The 18,385-nt window shown below is 57.4% G+C and carries 17 protein-coding genes, 1 tRNA gene and 1 pseudogene; 11 read left to right on the top strand and 8 right to left on the bottom strand.

The genetic code is table 11. From position 1 onward, the window contains the following. Positions 1-130: 130 nt before the first annotated feature. The 5 genes from VJ604_RS00355 (at position 131) to VJ604_RS00335 (ending at position 5,522) form a co-directional block, all read left to right on the top strand. Positions 131-613, top strand: a complete 483-nt coding sequence (locus tag VJ604_RS00355) for a hypothetical protein (RefSeq protein ID WP_324079397.1) — start codon at positions 131-133, stop codon at positions 611-613. A gap of 237 nt (positions 614-850) precedes the next feature. After that, positions 851-3,229: a peptidase U32 family protein gene (locus VJ604_RS00350; protein ID WP_518517895.1), complete on the top strand. Its 2,379-nt coding sequence runs from the start codon at positions 851-853 to the stop codon at positions 3,227-3,229. A 141-nt stretch (positions 3,230-3,370) separates the two neighbouring features. Then, positions 3,371-3,910 (top strand): hypothetical protein, encoded by a 540-nt coding sequence (locus VJ604_RS00345; RefSeq protein WP_324079395.1) that lies wholly within the window; start codon positions 3,371-3,373, stop codon positions 3,908-3,910. Then, positions 3,907-4,782: an Hsp33 family molecular chaperone HslO gene (gene hslO, locus VJ604_RS00340; protein WP_324079394.1), complete on the top strand. Its 876-nt coding sequence runs from the start codon at positions 3,907-3,909 to the stop codon at positions 4,780-4,782. Before VJ604_RS00345 ends, hslO begins: the two co-directional genes overlap by 4 nt. A 59-nt stretch (positions 4,783-4,841) precedes the next feature. After that, a complete protein-coding gene (locus tag VJ604_RS00335; protein ID WP_324079393.1) occupies positions 4,842-5,522 on the top strand; it encodes a cyclase family protein in 681 nt (226 codons plus the stop codon). A 248-nt stretch (positions 5,523-5,770) separates the two neighbouring features. Here VJ604_RS00335 and VJ604_RS00330 read toward each other — a convergent pair whose 3' ends face one another. The 3 genes from VJ604_RS00330 to VJ604_RS00320 all read right to left on the bottom strand — a co-directional run bounded on the left by VJ604_RS00330 (position 5,771) and on the right by VJ604_RS00320 (position 7,739). After that, positions 5,771-6,181 carry a hypothetical protein gene (locus VJ604_RS00330; protein WP_324079392.1) on the bottom strand — a complete coding sequence of 137 codons (411 nt, stop codon included), beginning with the start codon at positions 6,179-6,181 and terminating at the stop codon, positions 5,771-5,773. Between the two features lie 149 nt (positions 6,182-6,330). Beyond that, positions 6,331-7,221 (bottom strand): RluA family pseudouridine synthase, encoded by an 891-nt coding sequence (locus VJ604_RS00325; protein ID WP_324079391.1) that lies wholly within the window; start codon positions 7,219-7,221, stop codon positions 6,331-6,333. After that, positions 7,218-7,739 carry an NUDIX hydrolase gene (locus VJ604_RS00320; protein WP_324079390.1) on the bottom strand — a complete coding sequence of 174 codons (522 nt, stop codon included), beginning with the start codon at positions 7,737-7,739 and terminating at the stop codon, positions 7,218-7,220. Before VJ604_RS00320 ends, VJ604_RS00325 begins: the two co-directional genes overlap by 4 nt. Before the next feature lie 156 nt (positions 7,740-7,895). Here VJ604_RS00320 and VJ604_RS00315 point away from each other — a divergent pair, with 156 nt between their 5' ends. Beyond that, positions 7,896-8,348: an FKBP-type peptidyl-prolyl cis-trans isomerase gene (locus VJ604_RS00315; RefSeq protein ID WP_324079389.1), complete on the top strand. Its 453-nt coding sequence runs from the start codon at positions 7,896-7,898 to the stop codon at positions 8,346-8,348. Between the two features lie 187 nt (positions 8,349-8,535). On the opposite strand, the gene VJ604_RS00310 is transcribed toward VJ604_RS00315, so the two are convergent. Further along, positions 8,536-9,027, bottom strand: coding sequence for a ferritin family protein (locus VJ604_RS00310; RefSeq protein ID WP_324079388.1), 492 nt, complete (start codon positions 9,025-9,027; stop codon positions 8,536-8,538). Positions 9,028-9,284: 257 nt separating this feature from the next. Between VJ604_RS00310 and VJ604_RS00305 the strand changes: the two genes are divergently transcribed. The 5 genes and pseudogenes from VJ604_RS00305 to VJ604_RS00285 all read left to right on the top strand — a co-directional run bounded on the left by VJ604_RS00305 (position 9,285) and on the right by VJ604_RS00285 (position 13,062). Continuing rightward, positions 9,285-10,184: a complex I NDUFA9 subunit family protein gene (locus tag VJ604_RS00305; RefSeq protein WP_324079387.1), complete on the top strand. Its 900-nt coding sequence runs from the start codon at positions 9,285-9,287 to the stop codon at positions 10,182-10,184. A gap of 201 nt (positions 10,185-10,385) precedes the next feature. After that, positions 10,386-10,805, top strand: a complete 420-nt coding sequence (gene nikR, locus VJ604_RS00300) for a nickel-responsive transcriptional regulator NikR (RefSeq protein ID WP_324079386.1) — start codon at positions 10,386-10,388, stop codon at positions 10,803-10,805. Between the two features lie 170 nt (positions 10,806-10,975). Continuing rightward, a pseudogene (gene tadA / locus VJ604_RS00295) lies at positions 10,976-11,446 on the top strand (tRNA adenosine(34) deaminase TadA); the annotation flags it as partial. A gap of 9 nt (positions 11,447-11,455) precedes the next feature. Beyond that, a tRNA-Ser gene (locus tag VJ604_RS00290) sits at positions 11,456-11,543 on the top strand. A 331-nt stretch (positions 11,544-11,874) separates the two neighbouring features. After that, entirely contained in the window at positions 11,875-13,062 is a 1,188-nt protein-coding gene (locus tag VJ604_RS00285; protein WP_324079385.1) for a Fic family protein, read from the top strand. Positions 13,063-13,120: 58 nt separating this feature from the next. On the opposite strand, the gene VJ604_RS00280 is transcribed toward VJ604_RS00285, so the two are convergent. The 4 genes from VJ604_RS00280 to VJ604_RS00265 all read right to left on the bottom strand — a co-directional run bounded on the left by VJ604_RS00280 (position 13,121) and on the right by VJ604_RS00265 (position 18,330). Continuing rightward, the gene (locus VJ604_RS00280) at positions 13,121-14,680 is read right to left on the bottom strand and encodes a DUF3363 domain-containing protein (protein ID WP_324079384.1); all 1,560 of its coding nucleotides are present in this window, start codon (positions 14,678-14,680) and stop codon (positions 13,121-13,123) included. Positions 14,681-15,131: 451 nt separating this feature from the next. Then, on the bottom strand, positions 15,132-16,589 hold the full coding sequence (locus VJ604_RS00275) for a sensor histidine kinase (RefSeq protein WP_324079383.1): 1,458 nt from the start codon (positions 16,587-16,589) through the stop codon (positions 15,132-15,134). A gap of 269 nt (positions 16,590-16,858) precedes the next feature. Then, on the bottom strand, positions 16,859-17,602 hold the full coding sequence (locus tag VJ604_RS00270; RefSeq protein ID WP_324079382.1) for a hypothetical protein: 744 nt from the start codon (positions 17,600-17,602) through the stop codon (positions 16,859-16,861). Positions 17,603-17,868: 266 nt separating this feature from the next. Further along, positions 17,869-18,330, bottom strand: a complete 462-nt coding sequence (locus VJ604_RS00265) for a phage integrase N-terminal SAM-like domain-containing protein (RefSeq protein ID WP_324079381.1) — start codon at positions 18,328-18,330, stop codon at positions 17,869-17,871. Positions 18,331-18,385 lie beyond the last annotated feature (55 nt).

Raw genomic sequence — 18,385 nt, 5'->3', positions numbered from 1 at the left:
ATGACATTTGCGATATCATAGGCGCATTAACTTTTTCTCAAAAGGAGGTGCCATGCGAGAACCAAAGAAAACAAACCACGAAAAGCAGGAAAGACACGAAAGATTGATCCGCCGAGCCCTGGCAGTTTTCGTGTTTTTCGTGCCTTTCGTGGTGGGCCTTTTATCCCCGCCTCCCGCCGACGCCCGCAGGCGCTCCATCGTCACCCAGGCCTCCCCCGCCACCGGCTCCGAGCAGGAAGTCCTTCGCGACTTCGAACTGATCCTCGATCTCTGGCGAGACGGCAGATACAACGAGCTCTTCGAGAGGACAGCGACCAGCCGGCAGAGCAAGGAGCAATTCGCCAGGGCCCTCGCCTCCGCCCCGCGCCGCCCCGCCTGCTGCTGGGAGAAGATGCAGGACGTGCGGGTTTCCGTGACCAGTGAGCGGGCCGCCGTAGTGAGAGCGCGACTCGGCTTCGATCGGAGCGTGCCGGGCACCGAATTCATCACCAGGGGCATCAAGCTCAAAAAAGAGGACGGCGTCTGGATGATCACCCAGTCGGAACTCTATTCACTGGCAGAACTCAAGAAGAAACGCTCCAGCTATAAGTATCTGCCAGCCCAGGGCAAGTAGTTCACTCTCTCACCCCCGTTAATCATTCCATTCTCCACTTACTCCAACCCTCCCTCTCCCTACGGGAGAGGGCCGGGGCGGGGGAAGCCTCAACTATCGATTCAGCCAACATTGATCAAGACGCGTGACCACCCTCACCCCTACCCTCTCCCAGACCGCGAGGGAGAGTTTGACCAGCCGCCGTGACGATCTTAATGACCGCTTGACCCTTTCTACCCCTTCCGGTACTCTAGGCGAATGTCCACGAATACTAAAGCAATTGTCCCCGTCAAACCTGAACTTCTCTCACCGGCAGGATCCCTCGAAGCATTCTTCGCCGCCATGGAAAAGGGGGCGGACGCGGTCTACGCCGGCCTCAGGGATTTCTCCGCCCGCGCCAAAGCCAAGAACTTCACGCTCTCCCAGATGGAGAAGATGACCACCTACGCCCACCATCACGGCAAAAAGGTGTACGTCACCCTCAACACCCTGGTCAAAGAGGCCGAACTCCCCCAGCTCATCGATACCCTCGCCAGTCTGGAAGCGATGCGGATCGACGGCGTCATCATCCAGGACATGGCGGTCGCCCGGCTGGCCCGTGAGTTCTTCCCCGGTATCCCGCTGCACGCCTCCACGCAGATGACCATCCACAACTCGCTCGGGGTGAGACAGCTGGAGGAACTGGGCTTCGAGCGCGTGGTGCTCGCCCGCGAGCTGCACATCGACGAGATCAGCACCATCGTGGCAGAGAGCCGCGCCGAGATCGAGTGCTTCATCCACGGAGCCCTCTGCTTCTCATTTTCCGGGCAATGCTACTTCTCCTCCTTCTTGGGCGGGCATAGTGGCAACCGTGGGCGCTGCGCGCAGCCCTGCCGTCGCCAGTACAAACACAAGGGAAAAGAAGGATACTACCTCTCCACCAACGACTTCTCCAGCATCGACATGATCCCCCAACTGGTCAAGGCGGGGGTCGCTTCCCTCAAGATCGAGGGGAGGATGAAATCCGCCGAGTACGTGGCGAGCGTGATCGGCGCCTACCGGATGGTGCTGGACGCCCCGGAGAGCTCCTTCGAGGCGGCGCTGGCCGAGGCCAAGTCGCTCTTGAAACTCTCCTTCGGCAGGGTCCCCACCAAAGGATTCCTCGCCTCCCATACGCCCACCGACATCGCAACCCCCTCCATCAAAGGGGCCACGGGCCGTTACCTGGGTGATATCAGGGAGATCAGGGGACACCGGATCAGCTTCGAGACCCGCGACCGCTTGCACGTCGGGGACCGGATCAGGGTGCAGCCCAGGAGCGACATGGCGGGGAGGGCCTTCACGCTGAAGGACCTCTTCGTGGGCGGCAAGAATGTGATGAGCGCCCGGGAAAACACCATGGTCTCCGCGACCTCCCCCTTCCCCTTCAAGCTCGGCGATTCCGTCTTCAAGGTCTCTTCGGAGACCGCCTTCACCATGAGCGAGAGCGCCTGCCTGAAACGGCTGGAAGCGGTGAAGGGCGACAGCATCCCCTGCAACCTGCGGCTTGCCCACCAGGACGAGTCGCTGATGATCGAGGCGGAGGTGCTCGGCTCCCGCTTCACCACCGAATACCACCTGGGCCCCCTGGAAGCGTCCCGCTCCACCGACATGGAAGGTGTGCTGAGATCACAGTTCTCCAAAAGCGGCGAGACCCCCTTCGTGCTCGCCTCGCTGTCGGCGCCCGGCTTCCCGGCGCTGCTCATCCCGCCCCCCAGGCTGAAGGAGATCCGCCGCACCTTCTACGCCTGGCTTGGCGAGCAGAGCGTGGGCACCCTGAAAAGGAAAAGCGGAGACGGCAGGCAAGCGGCGCTCGCCTCCTTGGTACCGCGACACCCGCACTCCTCCAAAGGCAAGGACGAGCTGCTGGTCAAGATCGAGCAGATCAAGGACTGGTTCGAGATGCACCGGGAGATCGTGGACGCGGTTGTCCTCCCGGTCTCCAAGGCCAACATGCATCAGCTCGCCCAGTTCGGCCGCAAAGTGAAAGGTGGCGAGCAGCGGGTGATCTGGCAGCTCCCCTTCATCATCTTCGAAGCCGAGCTCCCCTTCTATCGCGAGGCCATCGGAGCCATCCTGCGTTGCGGCTTCAAGCGCTTCGAGCTCACCAACCTGTCCCACTTCCAGTTCTTCAAGGGGACCGACGCCGAACTCTCCACCGATTACCGGCTCTTCTCGCTGAACAGCCAGGCACTCCTCTCCTGGCAGGAACTGGGGGCAGTGCGGGCGACCCTGTACATCGAGGACGACCGCGAGAACATGGCGCAGCTTCTGGCAAGCGATGTCAAGATCAAGAGAAGCGCGATGCTCTACACCCAGGTGCCGGTGATCACCTCGAAGATCGCCATCAAGGACATCAAGGGGGAAGCGCCGCTGATGTCGGACCGCGGCGAGGCCTATCCGGTAAAGGTGAAGGATCACCTGACCGTGGTGAGCGCCCAGACCCCGTTCGCCATCACCCAGCACAGAAACGAGCTCAGGCAGATGGGTTGCGGCTCCTTCGTCCTCGACCTCTCCCACCTGCAGCCGGAGCAGCGCGAACGGGCGATCGAGGCGTACCGCAAGTCGGTGGGCGTGCAAGGGTCGTCAGAGTTCAACTACACCGCCGGCCTCGTCTAACCCCGTGCCGCACCGACATCCCCTAGCGCTATCCGACATCCCCTCTTCGAAGGGGGAGGGTCAGGGAGGGGGAACCCGGGCGTCGATATGGATGGTGCCCCGCCATTCGCGGCAGTTTAGTCTAACGGAGCTGATATACACATGAGCATCTTCGACCGCATAAAAAATCCCTCGCTCGCCGAGTTGGTAAAAGATCAGAACCTGAAGGAACTGCTGCTTAAACGCGAGTTCCGTATCACCCAGGCCTACCTGCAGCGCGAGTTCCTCAGCCAGGCCTTGGACGACGAACTGGTGGAGCTTTCCATCGGCATCTTCGACGGCTACGGCGACATCGCCGGCAAGGTCAAGAAGCGGCTGGTCCCCTTCGCCATCCCCTTTTCAGCCACCTTCAGCGTGCAGGGGATAGAATTCAGCTCCTCCAGGAAAATCGTCCTGCTGAAGATCGAGAAGGTGGGGCCGGTGGATATCGACTGGCTGACCAGGAAGTTCGTGGAGCGGGTTCCCTTCCTGAGCTGCGCGGGAGACCTGATCGTCTGCGACCTCAACAAGGTGCCGCGCCTGGCCGAACTCTTCGCCTACCGGGTGAAGGGACTGGGGATCAACCCGTGGGACCTGATCACCCTGAAGGAATTGTCGCTGAAAGATGGAGAAATCGTAGGCAGAGTGGGGGTGGTGTTATGACAGATTACCTGGTGCGCATTATTTCCAAGCAGGGAAATGTCAGGGGACTTGCCTGCGTCACCACCGGCCTGGTTTCAGAGATCTGCCAGCGGCACGGCACCCTTCCCACCGCGACGGCTGCCCTTGGCCGCGCCCTGACGGCGGGCACCCTGATGGGCGCGCTTCTGAAGACCGGTCAGCGGGTCGCGCTTCGCTACGAAGGTAACGGCCCCCTTAAAAAGATCCTGGTGGAAGCGGACAGTAACGGCAGTGTGCGCGGCTACGTCGGCGATCCCCACGTCCATGAGCTTCGCCCGGACGGCAAGCTGGACGTGGCCGGGGCGCTGGGACGTGCAGGTTTCCTGACCGTCGCCAAGGATCTGGGACTGAAAGAGCCCTACCGCGGGACGGTGCAACTCCACTCCAGCGAGATCGCGCAGGACCTCGCCCTCTACCTGGTGGAATCCGAGCAGATCCCCTCCGCCGTCGGCCTTGCCGAGTTCATCGAACTGGACGGGACCGTCGCGGCCGCTGGCGGCTTCATGATCCAGGCTGTCCCTCCGGTCGATCCGGAGGTGGTCGAGGAGCTGATGGCCCGCATCGAGTGGATGCCCCCCTTGAGCGAGCTTCTGCACGCCAAGAAGAGTCCAGAGGAGATCCTGGAGCTGCTCTTTGCCGGCACTCCCTATGACATCCTCGAAAAGCGCGAGCTTGCTTTCGCCTGCAGTTGCAGCCGGGAAAGGATCGAGCGGGTGCTGATCTCCATGGGGAAAAAGGAGCTGGCCTCCCTGCACGAGGAGCAGCATGGCGCCGAAGTAACCTGCGAGTACTGCGGGGAGCACTACGCCTTTGACGAAAGCGACCTGGACCGGCTGATCGCCGAGGTGAAGTAGGCGGTAGTACGGTATAATCTAAGCCGTCCCCCCACTTTACCCATCAACAGGAGGCGCCGATGCGGATCCATGACATCACCCTGCCGTTGTCGTCAGAACTGCCGGTCTATCCCGGAGACCCGCCGATAGACATCGCCCCCTGGACCAGCATCGCCGACGGCGATGTCGCCAACGTCTCCCGCATCACCCTCTGTACCCACAGCGGTACCCACCTGGACCCTCCCCGTCATTTCGACCAGGAGGGCCTACCGGTCGACCAGATCCCCCTCGACCTGCTCGTCGGCAAGGCACAGGTGGTGGAGATCACCAATACCTTCGAAATCGGCAGGCACGAACTGGAACGTTTGCCGGTGAGGGGCGTCGAGCGGCTGCTGATCAAGACCGGCAATTCCGAGCTCTGGAAGGAGAGCGAGTTCGTGGAGAATTACGCGACGCTGACCTCCGAAGGTGCCAGCTTCCTGATAGAGGTGGGAGTCAGGCTGGTGGGGATCGACTACCTCTCCATCGAAAGTATCACTGGCAGCGGAGATGTGCACCACAAGCTCCTTGAGAAAGGGATCATCATCCTGGAGGGATTGAACCTGGCAGAGGTGGCGCCAGGAGAATATGAGCTGATCTGCCTTCCCCTGAAGGTAAAGGACGGCGACGGGGCACCGGTGCGGGCGATCCTGCGCGGAGGGCCCGAGCACACCACCCAAACGGACTTCGATCCGCACAGCAGCAAGTGGCCGCTGTCATAGATATAAGCTACCGTACCCCATCCTCACCCCTGTCCTCCCCTGGAAGGGGAGGGAGAGTTGGAGGGAGATTCAGGACCTGATTAGACAACTGATGGAACAGAAAAGGCCGCTGCCTTTGTAAAGGGAGCGGCCTTTTCATGTGTACGGCCCACATCTTGTTCCCTCCCCTTCAAGGGGAAGCTTGCCCGCCGGAGCCTTTAGGCGAAGGAGGGGGACAGGGTGAGGATGGGGTTAAGGCGAGGAAGGCATCACGGCTTCTTCGGGCACTTGTCGCACCCTTCATGCGGACACGGCTTGGTCTCGGCAACCTTCGGGCACTTGTCGCACCCATGACCCGACTTCGCTGCCTTTGCGCAGTCCGGGCACGGCCCCTTCGCACCGAGCTTCGCGCACTTCTCGCACTGCGCGCCGCTGGCATGCATCGGGCAATCAGCCTGCTTCTTGGGACACTTGTCGCACTCCGCCCCCTTCACCTTGGCGGAGTCCGCAGCCCCCTGCGCGGCCTTTCCTTCCTTCGCACAGCAAGGCTTTTGCTGCTGACTCTTCGCGCACTTATCGCACGCCGGTTCCGCCGCCCCCTGCTGGCTCGCCCAGACCGCCATCGAAGACGCCACCGCCAAGACCACCAGAAACGACATCACAAGCAGATTCTTCTTCATCATCCCCTCCTATTTTTTGAACTCTATCCTTTATCAGTTTCTCTAAACCGGCTCTTACCCCCCCGACCCTCTCCCTCCGGGAGAGGGTCGGGGGGAGGGAATCCCCCTACCTCGTGAAGGATCCCGACCGCAGCCGCCATCACGGAAGTCTAACTCTCTCTCTGGTCAAGCACCCCAACCGGCGCCGCCTCGGCGAACTCCTTATCAACCGGCGCCACCGCCTCGATGACCTTTCCCTTCGCCCCCTTGAAGCGCATGCTGCGGCAGTGCAGCATCATGCGCGGCGCGGGGATGCCCCCGTAACTCTCGTCGCCGATGATGGGGAATCCGGAATGGGCGAGATGAACACGAATCTGGTGGGTACGACCGGTGAGAGGCTTGGCCTCTATCGCGGTCACCCCGCCCCCTTCCCCGAGTACGTTAAAGACCGTCTTGGCAGGCCTGCCGTTGACGGCCACGCCATACCTGAACTTGCTCATCTTCGCGATGGGAGCGTCCACCTTCCAGCTTTGCTGGTCGGGCGAGCCGGAGACCAACGCCCAGTAGGTCTTCTCCACCTTGCCGTCCCTGAGCAGGTTGGAGATCAGGGTGGCCGCCTGCTTGTGCTTGGGGAAAAACATCACGCCGCTGGTTCCACGGTCCAACCGGTGCACGACCCGGGAGGGGTCCTTCAGCCCGATGCTCCGCATGTAACATTCCACCGCATACTCCACCGTCCCCTTCAGCTGGTACGGGGTGCGCTGGCTGTTGACGCCTACCGCCTTGTAGACCGCGAGGAAGTCCTTGTCCTCGTAGAGAAGCTCTTCCCGGCTATAGACGAGATCGATGCAGCGTTCTGCGCCCATGATGCCCAAGGCGACCTCGTCCCCTTCCTTGAGCGTCCGGGAGGCGACCCGCACCAGTGTCTCCGAGATGTTGCAGCCGCCCCAGTCGATGATCCTTCTGATTTCCCCCTTGGAGAGCTGCGGAAACAGCGCCTTCACGCCGTCGTCAAGCCGCATCCCCGCCTGCTCCGAGCCCACGCGCGCCACCAGTATCATTTCACCAGCCTCTGCGCGCGCAAAAGCGCCGCGATCGTCTTCCCATCAGTGATCTTTCCTTCGGCAGCCATCTCGACAGCGTCCTTAAGCGGTAGGCGGACGCAGAAGATCTCCTCGTAGTCCTCCGGGGCAGCTTCTCCCTGGGAGAGGCCGGTGGCGAGGTACAGGTGGATGATCTCGTCGAATACTCCCGGCGACGTGTGCAGCAGCCCGAGTGAGACGATGGAGGAGGCGACCAGCCCGGTCTCCTCGACAAGCTCCCGCTCCGCGCAAAGCGCCGGGTCCTCGTCCGGGGACAGCCGGCCGGCGGGAAGCTCCAGCATGAAATCCCCCACCGCCGGACGAAGCTGGCGGATCAGCGTTATGGTGCCGTCATCGTGCAGCGGCAGGATGGCAGCGCCCCCCGGATGGCGCACGATCTGGTAGGTGTACCACCCCTGCTCCCCGATCTTTACGTCCATCTGCTCGACATCGACCACCAGCCCGTTGAAGATGATCGATCTGTTTTTCGTTTCCATGATACCCCCTCAGGATACATACCATTTCCGCCACGGGAAGTGAAGGATGAAGTCAGCTGACGATAGGGAGACCGAGGAAATAAAGATGGATTCCGGTAGGGGCATCTGCTACATTTAGCTAATTGGACACCCAAAACACAGGAAAGGTGGTACGCAATGGCACAAGCAAAAGAAGGGGACCGCGTAAAGGTTCACTATACAGGAAGGCTTGACGACGGCACCGTATTCGACTCCTCGGAGTGCGAGGACGACGGGTGCGGATGCGGACACGGCCCGCTTGATTTCACCATCGGCGCCGGCCAGGTTATCCCCGGCTTCGATAAAGGCGTGATGGGCCTGGCGGTCGGCGAATCGAAGACCGTGCACATCCCGGTTGAAGAGGCCTACGGCGAGCGGATCGAGGAAATGGTGGCGGTGGTTCCCCGCAGCGAGCTTCCCGCCGACATGACGCCGGAAGTCGGACAGCAGCTCGAGGTGACCCAGGAAGACGGCCAGGCTTTCCAGGTCATGATCACCGACGTCAACGACGAAACCATCACCATCGACGCCAACCACCCGCTGGCCGGCCAGGCGCTCAACTTCGACATCCGCCTGGTGGAGATCCTCTAGAAGCACTGCTGCACCAGAGCGAGCCCGAAAAAACGAAATCCCCTCACCCGAATCGGGCGAGGGGATTTTTATTTTGTTCCTGAAACGAAATGTCCCGCCGCACGGCCCCTCCCCTTCAATGCCTGCCCGCCGTAGCCTTGGCCAAGGCGGGGGGAGGGACAGGGTGAGGATGGGGTTAGAGATCCGCCTAGTTCTCCGCCATGAAGTGGCACTCGTACAGATCTTCCAGCGACTGCAGGTGACGGGTCTCGTCAGCCATCATCTGCTGGAAGAGCTTACCCATGGGAGCGCCGGAGCACCCCCTGGAGAGCCGGCTATAGAAGTCGATGGAGCCCTTCTCCAGATGGATGGCGTAGGCAAGCGCCTCGCGGGCGTCAGATTCGGGACGCAGCTCGCGCTTGGCCAGCACGTAATCGAGATTCATGGTGGGGACCGGCTGCTGCAGGTCGGCGCCACCCTTCATCTCACCATCCACCAGCGCCTTCTCCAGCTGATGCTTGTGTTCGAGCTCATCGAGCGCCGCCTCTTTGAAGATCTGGCGCGCAGCCTTATCCTTGACGATACGAAGCGCGGCGAGGTAGGCCCTGAATCCCTCATCCTCCATCTTGGTGGCCATTTCTATCGCAGCTTCGAACGTGTAACAAACATCACCCTGCACAACCTCATTCTGATCGGCCATGGATAGTCTCCTCAAGCGTATAAGATTAGGAAGCTTTTTAACATACAAAGTCGTCAAGCACAAGAACTTGTATACACTATACCCCGTTCGCCTAAAAAGTTTACCTGATGATCGACGATCTTCAGAATCATCTCCCCCCTTGATAAAGGGAACAGGAGGGATTGCTTGTGACTCTATCATGAATGATATATAGTTTTGAGCGCCGTATCCATGCTGCTGGTACAATATCTCCCAGCAGTGGGGCGAAAGGAGGCGTTATGCGGGTATTTGTGGCAGGCGGTACCGGTTTCGTTGGCGGTCACCTTCGGCAGGCGTTGCTCGCCAAGGGACATACCATCAGGCTTCTGGTGCGCAAGAAAGGGACCGGCAGCGAAGCTGGCATCGAGGAGGTCGAGGGGGACGTCACCGAACTCTCCAGCTTCGTCAACGGGGTCAAGGGATGCGAGGCCACCATCAACCTGGTCGGCATCATCCGCGAATTTCCCCAGCGCGGCATCACCTTCGAGAAGCTTCACGTGCAGGCCACCCGGAACGTCATCGCCGCCGCCCAGCAGTGTGGCATCACCCGCCACCTCCAGATGTCCGCGCTGGGCACCAAGGCTGGCAGCCGCGCCAAATACTTCCAGACTAAATTCGCCGCCGAGGAGGAAGTCCGCAATTGCGGGCTCGACTACACTATCTTCCGCCCCTCCATCATCTTCGGACCAAAGGACGACTTCATCAACAAGCTGGCAGGGTACATGCGGACGTTTCCAGCCATGCCGGTGATCGGCGACGGCGAATACCAGATGCAACCGATCTCGGGGGACGACGTGGCGCGCTGCTTCGTCGAGGCGCTGGACAGGGTGGAAACGATCAAACACACCTACGAGCTGTGCGGCCCGGACCGGATGAGCTACAACGAGCTCCTGGACACTATCGGGCGGGCCATCGGCATGAACAAAGTCTGCAAGGTGAAAAACCCGCTCCTGCTGATGCGGCTGGTCGTGCCCATGCTGGAGCAGCTCTCCTTCTTCCCGATCACCTCCGACCAGATCACCATGCTGGTGCAGGGAAACTACTGCGACGGCGCTTGGCAGAACACCTTCGGCTTCCAGCCCACCCCCTTCGAGACCGGAATCAAGAGCTACCTCACCCCCAGCAGCAGGGCAGTCTGACACAAGACGTGCACTACCCCCTTTTCAGACACTCATAAGCTCGCCCTCCCTCCACGGGGGAGGGCAGGGGTGAGGGAAGCCTCGCATCATCCTGTAGAGTTCCCTTATCCCGTGCCTCTTTTGGGTGTCCCTGTGCCTTTTTCTGGCTAAAAGCTTCGCGCTTTATTATACTGCCGCAACTTTATGAAAGAGAGGAAGGGCATGGGTGAGACAGTAAGATTCGGAATATCCATGGATGACAAGCTCCTTGAGAGCTTCGACAAGCTGATAGAGCAAAAGGGTTACGCCAATCGATCCGAGGCGATCCGCGACCTGATCCGGGCCGCCCAGATAGAGCTGGACTGGGACGAGGGAGAGAAGGAAGGGGTCGGCACCGTGACCCTCGTCTACAACCACCACGTCCGCGACCTCTCCGACAAGCTCACCGAGCAGCAGCACGCCTACCACGACCAGATCGTATCCGCGCTGCACGTCCACCTCGATGCCCACAATTGCCTGGAGGTCCTGGTGGTGCGCGGCAAGACCCGGGACGTGAAGAAAATAGCCGATGAACTGATCGGCGTAAAAGGCGTGAAGCACGGGAAACTGGTGATGACCACCACCGGCGAAGGCCTGCACTAACCTCAACTCTCTTAGCTCTCCCTCTCCCGAAGGGGGAGGGCCGGGGAGGGGGAACACAGCTGCATCCATGAACAAAGGTGCCCGCCCGTGGCACTGAAACAGCTTGACAGCCCAATTCTGTGCGTGGTAATTGTAACGACTCGTTGAAGAGAGCAGTAGCAAAGGAATCGATGGAAAGGGACGACGCTTACTGGATGGGAAAAGCCATTGCCCAGGCGAAGAAAGCCGAGGCGATAGGCGAGGTCCCCATCGGCTGCGTCATCGTGAAGGGCAAAGTGGTTATCGCGCGGGGGCACAACCTGCGTGAGAGCAAGCAAGACCCCGCAGCCCACGCCGAGATGATCGCCATACGGAAAGCAGCCAAGAAGCTCTCCACCTGGCGGTTGACCGGAGCCACCCTCTACGTTACCCTTGAACCCTGCACGATGTGCATGGGAGCCGTCATCCTGAGCAGGCTGGACCGGGTGGTCTTCGGAAGCTTCGACCCCAAAGGCGGCGCAGCCGGATCCCTGTACGATCTCTCCAACGACAAGAGGCTCAACCACAGCGTCGAGCTGACCCCAGGAGTGCGGGGAGACGAGACCTCAGCATTATTAACAAACTTCTTCAGCTCTTTACGGGCAAAGAAGAAGCAGGCAAAATTAGAAAACGGAGAGATGTCCGAGTGGTCGATGGTGCCTGACTCGAAATCAGGTGTACCGAAAGGTACCTAGGGTTCGAATCCCTATCTCTCCGCCATTAAAAACAAGGGGTTACGGTCTTCCACCGTAACCCCTTTGTTTGTATTTACGCCTACCGTATCCTCTCACGTATCCTTTTTTGCAGCTGGTTTGGCAGCATTTCCAGCCCTCGCGACTTAGAAAAAAATAATCGCATGGTGGTCTTCGGGACAACCGTATCCTCCACCGTATCCTTTTTCGGCGAACGGGTGACTCGTCTGCTGGAAAAATTTCTGACGGGGATGCCTTGAAACTGGCACCCGAATATTAGCCGTTAATAGCCGATTCGCTTATTTACGTTTACGCTGTTATATGTTAATAAGGCTGAAACATAAAAACAGGTAGCCTTTATGCGAAAAAACGACTTAAGCGCCGAGCGGCAACAGCTGCTAGTGCCACTGACCTCACATCCCGGAGCGTTTGCCCTTGTCCCGCCTCCAACTCCCATCCGGGTTAACCTGCAGGGACTCCGGGGCGAGGTTACCAGGGCGCATGAGGCATTGGGGCTTCTTCAGGCCTCAGTGGCATCCCTCCCAAACCCGAACCTCGTAACCAGGACCCTGGACCGGAGAGAGGCTGTACGAAGCAGCCAGATCGAGGGGACCAGCTCCGACATGGACGACCTGCTTACCTTTGAAGCCACTGGAAGCGACGAAGGTCTTCCGCAGGATGTCGTCGTCACCCTCAACTATGTCAAGGCTCTGGAGTACGGACTCCAGCGGGTTGAACGGGAAGGAATCAAGGCGCTGACCACGAACCTGATTAGGGACCTGCATGCTCACCTGATGGCCGGCGTGCAAGGGTACGGCGACACACCGGGCCAGTTCAGAACCCGCCAGAACTGGATAGGGGGGCTGCGGATTTATGACGCCAAGTTTGTCCCTCCGCCGCCTGACCGCGTGGCTGACTGTGTGGAGGACCTGGTGCGGGCTCTTCAGTACATTCCGCCCGAAGAAGACTTCTTCGAGGTTCCCTTGGTCATTCGTCTTGCCATCGTGCATGCTCAGTTCGAAACCATCCACCCGTTCATAGATGGCAATGGCCGCGTCGGTCGGATCCTCCTTCCCCTCATGTTGGCGGCCGAGGGATACCCCCCCGTATATCTCGCAGGGTTCTTGAAAGCCAACCAGGACATGTATTATCAAACGCTGGGCGCTGTTCAGCTCCGAGGAGAATGGACCGAATGGGTGAGGTTCATAGCCACTGGTGTTGAAGTCGCCTGTCGCGAGTCTATCCAAATCGCCAAAGAGCTTACTGCTATTGCGGGAAAGTGGAGGGAGGCGATTTCGACTTTAAAACTTCGTGCCGACGCAGCGGCGAACCGTCTGCCGGATTTTCTTATCGGCACTCCTGTGGTCACCGTGAACCAGGTGCTAAAGGGGCTTGGTGTTGCTTTCCCGGCAGCTAATAAAGCGCTCTCCCAGCTCCAGGAACTGGGGATAGTAGAGCCCCTGAAGGACCAGCGGCGAAACAGGACATTCGTGGCCCGGGAGGTTGTAGACCTGTTAAACCGGCCGACTCAAGTTCCCCCATATTAAATCCGATCGGAGCGACTCCTGACATCGGAAATCGCCCCCCCTGCTTGAGAGAATAAAATCAAAAAAGCTCACGGTCGCCGGGGCCTTTCAGACCTATTTGCAGACTTCTTTCGACCTTCACCTTTACGAAATTTCTTGTTTGCCCGGCGCCGAGAAGTTGGAGCTTTTCGGTGAAATCGTGAGGCACTTTCCAGGTTTTCTCGCCTACCCGGTGCACAAGCCCACGGCGCTCCAGGGCCTCAAGTCTCTTCACATGGTTTTCAACATACTCCTCAGGCGCCACACCTTTACCTTTCAACCACGATACCTTTTCCAAATGATCCCGCGCTGAATAGATGCCACCGTTTTCGAGAGTGATTTTGTTGATGGTGTGGTCCACTTTCCGAGCGATCCCCTCTCCCCTTTTAACCGAGATGGTGACGACATCCCCGAGCTTACTTCCAGCCTCAAGGTCTTCAGAGAATTTGGATAAGGGGACATAGTAGGCTCGACCATCGGTCGCAGAGACGATCAGGTATTTTTTATCGTTAAGCTCGTTCACGAGCCCCTTTTCCACGACCTTTCCGGTAATGTTCAATTGATTCGGATCGTCCTGATCAAAGATGGCATATTCTCGATGTGGTGCCTCCTTCAGCGCCTTGTGCATGGTCTTTATGATGTCGCCCCGCACCCCCATTTCGCGCATTGTGGCTTCAAAGCCGTCTTCAAGACGCCAAACACCTGGTGAGGTCTCAGAGGCCAAACCCCACTTCTTAAGCTCCTCCAGGCGCCGCAGACGCACCTGCCGTTTGAAGGTCGAAAAGCTCTTGTGGTAAAGCCCTTTTTGTCTCAGATCGACCGTACCTTGATCATTCGAGTTCGCCTCTCGTACGAGATCTCGGTCGATCTCGGTGAAGCGCTCTTTGGAGATTTGTGCGGTGATGCCCCTTCGAATTTCCAGCTCTGACCTGTGCCCTAACTCCTTTGTGGCAAGCTCACTCGCCCTTCCCCTGATGCCGTGCGATAGGTAGTCCCTGGCTATCAACAAGTCCTTACCCTTTTCGTCTTTTCCCCGAATGATGAGGTGGATATGCGGGTTATCGGTATTTCCGTGATTCGCCGCGAGGTACGTTAATTTCGTTCCGAGATCCTTCTCCATCTGATTGACGAGGTCTCTTGTAAAGAGGCTAAGATCGAGGTCATGGGCATTTTCAGGCGAGATGATGAACCTGAAATGATGACGATCACTCGCGGCATCATCGAGGAAGTTATTTAGGTCCTGGGGACTCACATCTGCCTTCTCGTTATAGAGCTTGGCTTGCGAGATCTCACAGGCGCTATCCCTCGTGATGTAGGAGATATGGGCCTTTAAAAGTGCCCTGTTATTTTGTCCTCGCCCGCTTACAACACTTGCCTTCACCACCACGCGCTGCGCCCACTTCCACGGAGTTCTGACGAATACTCCAGCGCCAAAAGCTCGCCCTCGCCTGGACGATCCCGAGACGAACAGGCGATCCATCTGACGCAAAAAGCTAAGGCCTTGTGCAACCTCGCGGCTTCCGTCCTGGGTCTTGCGAGACCTTTGAAAGGCCACTTCGAAGCGTTTTTCTTTCTCAACTGTCGGCTTTTTTGCGGCCATCGCAACTCGCTAAAATAACTGCCATTTTCACAATGAACCCGATCAACATTCGTAATTGTAAAGATTTACGATATTTTTTGCACCTACTTTCTGGAGTGGTGCACAAAAATAATAGTTATCACTGGTGCTTGCGAAGCAAATGCACCAGTTATTTTATCTTGCATTACGGTTACAATGCTTATGTTTTGTTGACTTTTGCCTTTATTCTGTATGGATGCTTCATTTGTTTCAGGATATTTCATTTTTTATTCATGACACTTCAAAGTACGTTAAATGTATTACTTTGTCATTTTTTCAGCAGTGGTTGGTAACAAGGGAAAGGAGAACTTCCAGCATGGAAAAAAGAAGGGAATTTGTCGGTGAGGGTTTTGCTCGTTTAGCTTTACATTTTCGCCGGTGGTCGAAGGCGGTCAACGAATCCACCACCGCCCACCGGGCAAGAGCTGTTCGCTTATTCCTCGGACAGAGTGAAGTAAAAGGTAGCCCCATGGTTTGGCTCGCCTTTAGCCCAGATTCGACCGCCGTGCCGCTGGACAATTCGCTCCACTGTTGCTAGGCCAATGCCGAATCCTTTAACCTTTTGAGTGCCGGCCAGGCGGTGAAAGGGGGTGAAAATTTGCTCCTCCTCCGAATGCTCAAAGCCAGGTCCGTTGTCGCGGACGAAAAAGACCTGCTTTCCGTCCATGGTGAGGGTGCCGAACTGTATCACGGGTGCCGCTTGTGTGACCGTATATTTCCACGCATTACCTATCAGGTTGTCTAGCACGACCCGAAGCAGGTTACCATCGGCATCAGCCGTGAGTCCCTCAGTGATTTCAAACTGGACCTTTCGCTCCGGCGCTGTCAGCCTGAGCTCAGCGGCGACCTCCGCTGCCATGGCAGAGACATCTATCTTTTCCCGTCGAGGCTCGACGTGAGCCATACGGGAGAAGTCGAGTAGCGCTCCGATCATCTGATTCATGCGGACGGTACTTTGGTAGCCGAGCTGCAAGACCTCACGGCACTCCTGCGGGAGCCGTTCTCCGCACAAGAGCTCAACAGCCTGAAAGCTGTTGCTCATGACGTTAAGTGGGTTGCGCAGGTCATGGGCAACCATGTAACTGAATGCTTCCAGTTCCTTATTGGCAACCTGCAGTTCGGCATTTAACTGCTTGATTTTTTCCTCGGCCTCTTTACGTTCCGTGATGTCCCTGGTTACCGCAAGAATCCATCTTTCGTCGTCAACAACAATTGATTCGGCAGACAGAAGACCGATGACGAGTTTTCCGCTCTTTCCCCTAATTCTGATCTCCAGGTTTCGAATTGACCCTTGCCCTTCGAGCATTTGCAGAACCAGTTCTCGGTCAGCCGGATCGTCCCATATGTGCGTCTGGTGCACCGTCTTGCCAATTATCTCCTCACGTGTGTACCCCAACGACTGCAGAGCTACCTCGTTTATGTCAATGACCCTTCCCTCTTCGAATGTAGTTATGGTCATCAGCACCGACGCAGCATGGAAGAATGTCGAGAATTTCCGTTCGGACTTCTTAAGCGCCTCTTCGGCTTCCTTGCGTCCGGTGATGTCTATGGCAGCCCCGACCCACTCGACGATTTCGCCAGCATGGTCGAACAAGGGGACAGCACGCGAGAAGGTCCAGCCTATTGTGTGGTCCGCCCGCAGGATCCGGTGTTCCAACTGGAAGGTGCTCCTGGTACTGATAGCTTCTTTGATGACCTCCATGACGTGCGACTGGTCGTCAGGATGGATATACTTCTGCAGCCAGTCGGTTATCGGCGCTACCGTGTCTGACAGAAAATCCCTGCCTAGAAGCTCGCGCATTTCTCCCCAATCCGGGCTCATCCGGTACACCACATCGGAGCTTGCCAGCAAAAGTGCGCGGTAACGCTTCTCGCTATCTTCTACTGTCATGGTGCGCTCCTTGATCCGGCTCCCAAAATTTCCTGCACTCTTCTCCAGACGGGCTTTTAGGATATCCGAGGCAATTAAGGCCTGTCTACCTAGGTTACATCTTAGCTCAGCCATTATATCGCTATTACAATGGAGAACAACGCCGGCGACCGGTAGGGCTTTGCACAGGGCGCAAGCCGAGCGCGCCAAAGTGGAGCGCAGGCGAGGCGAACCGCCCTGTGTAAAGCACCAATTGGTGCGGCGCCAACTTCCTCCCTCAGGTCATCCATCTAAAAATCCACGATGTACCAGTTATCACTTTGATCTTTCTGGAAGACGACCTGAGAGCCTGTCCTCTGCCCGTCCACTATGGCCCTCAATCGGTAAATCGCTTCATCATGGTCATCATCAATCCGTATCAAGTTTAGACTGACCATGTCGCTCACCATCTTCGGCAACATGTTTTGTTTTTTGGCTTCTTCGAAAATGGTCCTCCACTTCTCTCGCTTATCCGGATGAAAGAGCTCAAGAGCATTGCCAACATCGCCGCTGGCCAAATATGATTTCATCTTGGCCCAGAGTTCCTGCAACTTTTTATCGATTTCTGCCTGTCTTTCACCAGATTGCAGATTAGGTTCCGCAGCGGTGTCTATTCTTGTGCCGCGCATCCCCACATTCATAACTTCGTTTTTGTAACCATAGCGGAGCCTTCCTTCAAAGGAATCGCCATTAAAGGAGAAATTACCGGAAATTGAAGGCGGCGGAAACTCGCACGCCAGTTCAAACGTCAAGGTATTGGCGGTCATGTTTTTCGATAGCAGTTTACACCGTTCAATGGTGAACATTTTCGTGAAATCCGCCTCGGCGTCTCTAACGTGCTCAACACGTTTTTGTATACTGCCAATACCACCTGCAGGCGACTCGATCCAGGACGTTATCTTGTAGTCGCCAGGCGTCAGATTAATCGCGAAGGCATTGCCAAGTGTGATGACAGTGAAAATGACGGTGAGCACGAGCATGCGTACAAGTTCCATTGCCCCCCCTTTCCCCCTCGCAAACCTACGGCGACTTCCGTTCCGTGTGCGATCAAATCAGCCGGGTGCTGCCATGCTCAGGCGAAAATAAACGATAACATCTCAAACGAGAACCGCAATTAACGAGGCGGCGAGCTTGAAGGAGCGTGCAGAGAGTCCACCGAAAAGAAGTTGGGGCTTGCCAAAAAGAAGGAGATCGAGGCGCAGGCCAAACAGGCTCGGTCTATGGCGTTAGACAGGGATCGAAAGATGGAGGGGGAGCTACTTTACCCGCAAGAATGGGCGAGGGAGAACGCCCGGAGCCTGTGGCACTCCATTAGCCTCAGCCCCGCTCCATAGAGCAGGCTGGCCATCAGCCAGTTCTGCCCGGTCAGCCGGTCCAATACTGCTTTTACTTCCTCCTTCGTAAACACCTCTGGCAGGTGCAGAGTTCGTTTTGCCCTGACTACTCCATCGATCAACCCAATGTCTTTCCCGAGGACGTGTTTGTAGAGGAATATGATCGCGTTCAATGCCTGATTCTGCGTTGATGAAGATATTTTGCGTTTAGTAGCGAGATATGTTAAAAATTCACCAATCTCCTTTTCGGCCATATCGGCGGGATGGCGCTTGTCGTGAAAGAGAATGTACTGCTTTGCCCAGAGTACATAGGTTTGCTCTGTACGGTAGCTATAATGCCGGATGCGGATCGCATCTCGTAACTGATCGAGGAGTTTAGGCTTCTCCATAGAACCTCCGTGGATAGATGCTAGCCATCTTAATCGACAGGTTTTGTTGCAACAT

It is taken from the genome of Geomonas sp. (assembly GCF_035254065.1).
GTDB lineage: Bacteria > Desulfobacterota > Desulfuromonadia > Geobacterales > Geobacteraceae > Geomonas.
The sequence above is the reverse complement of the archived record's forward strand: the minus strand, read 5'-3'. Positions and strand labels throughout refer to the sequence as shown.

What these genes read in the sequence shown, in the direction of transcription:
- VJ604_RS00350 (WP_518517895.1), top strand. Translation starts at nt 851, where the DNA reads ATGTCCACGAATACTAAAGCAATTGTCCCCGTCAAACCTGAACTTCTC.
- VJ604_RS00345 (WP_324079395.1), top strand. Translation starts at nt 3,371, where the DNA reads ATGAGCATCTTCGACCGCATAAAAAATCCCTCGCTCGCCGAGTTGGTA.
- hslO (WP_324079394.1), top strand. Translation starts at nt 3,907, where the DNA reads ATGACAGATTACCTGGTGCGCATTATTTCCAAGCAGGGAAATGTCAGG.
- VJ604_RS00335 (WP_324079393.1), top strand. Translation starts at nt 4,842, where the DNA reads ATGCGGATCCATGACATCACCCTGCCGTTGTCGTCAGAACTGCCGGTC.
- VJ604_RS00330 (WP_324079392.1), bottom strand. Translation starts at nt 6,181, where the DNA reads ATGAAGAAGAATCTGCTTGTGATGTCGTTTCTGGTGGTCTTGGCGGTG.
- VJ604_RS00325 (WP_324079391.1), bottom strand. Translation starts at nt 7,221, where the DNA reads ATGATACTGGTGGCGCGCGTGGGCTCGGAGCAGGCGGGGATGCGGCTT.
- VJ604_RS00320 (WP_324079390.1), bottom strand. Translation starts at nt 7,739, where the DNA reads ATGGAAACGAAAAACAGATCGATCATCTTCAACGGGCTGGTGGTCGAT.
- VJ604_RS00315 (WP_324079389.1), top strand. Translation starts at nt 7,896, where the DNA reads ATGGCACAAGCAAAAGAAGGGGACCGCGTAAAGGTTCACTATACAGGA.
- VJ604_RS00310 (WP_324079388.1), bottom strand. Translation starts at nt 9,027, where the DNA reads ATGGCCGATCAGAATGAGGTTGTGCAGGGTGATGTTTGTTACACGTTC.
- VJ604_RS00305 (WP_324079387.1), top strand. Translation starts at nt 9,285, where the DNA reads ATGCGGGTATTTGTGGCAGGCGGTACCGGTTTCGTTGGCGGTCACCTT.
- nikR (WP_324079386.1), top strand. Translation starts at nt 10,386, where the DNA reads ATGGGTGAGACAGTAAGATTCGGAATATCCATGGATGACAAGCTCCTT.
- VJ604_RS00285 (WP_324079385.1), top strand. Translation starts at nt 11,875, where the DNA reads ATGCGAAAAAACGACTTAAGCGCCGAGCGGCAACAGCTGCTAGTGCCA.
- VJ604_RS00280 (WP_324079384.1), bottom strand. Translation starts at nt 14,680, where the DNA reads ATGGCCGCAAAAAAGCCGACAGTTGAGAAAGAAAAACGCTTCGAAGTG.
- VJ604_RS00275 (WP_324079383.1), bottom strand. Translation starts at nt 16,589, where the DNA reads ATGACAGTAGAAGATAGCGAGAAGCGTTACCGCGCACTTTTGCTGGCA.
- VJ604_RS00270 (WP_324079382.1), bottom strand. Translation starts at nt 17,602, where the DNA reads ATGGAACTTGTACGCATGCTCGTGCTCACCGTCATTTTCACTGTCATC.
- VJ604_RS00265 (WP_324079381.1), bottom strand. Translation starts at nt 18,330, where the DNA reads ATGGAGAAGCCTAAACTCCTCGATCAGTTACGAGATGCGATCCGCATC.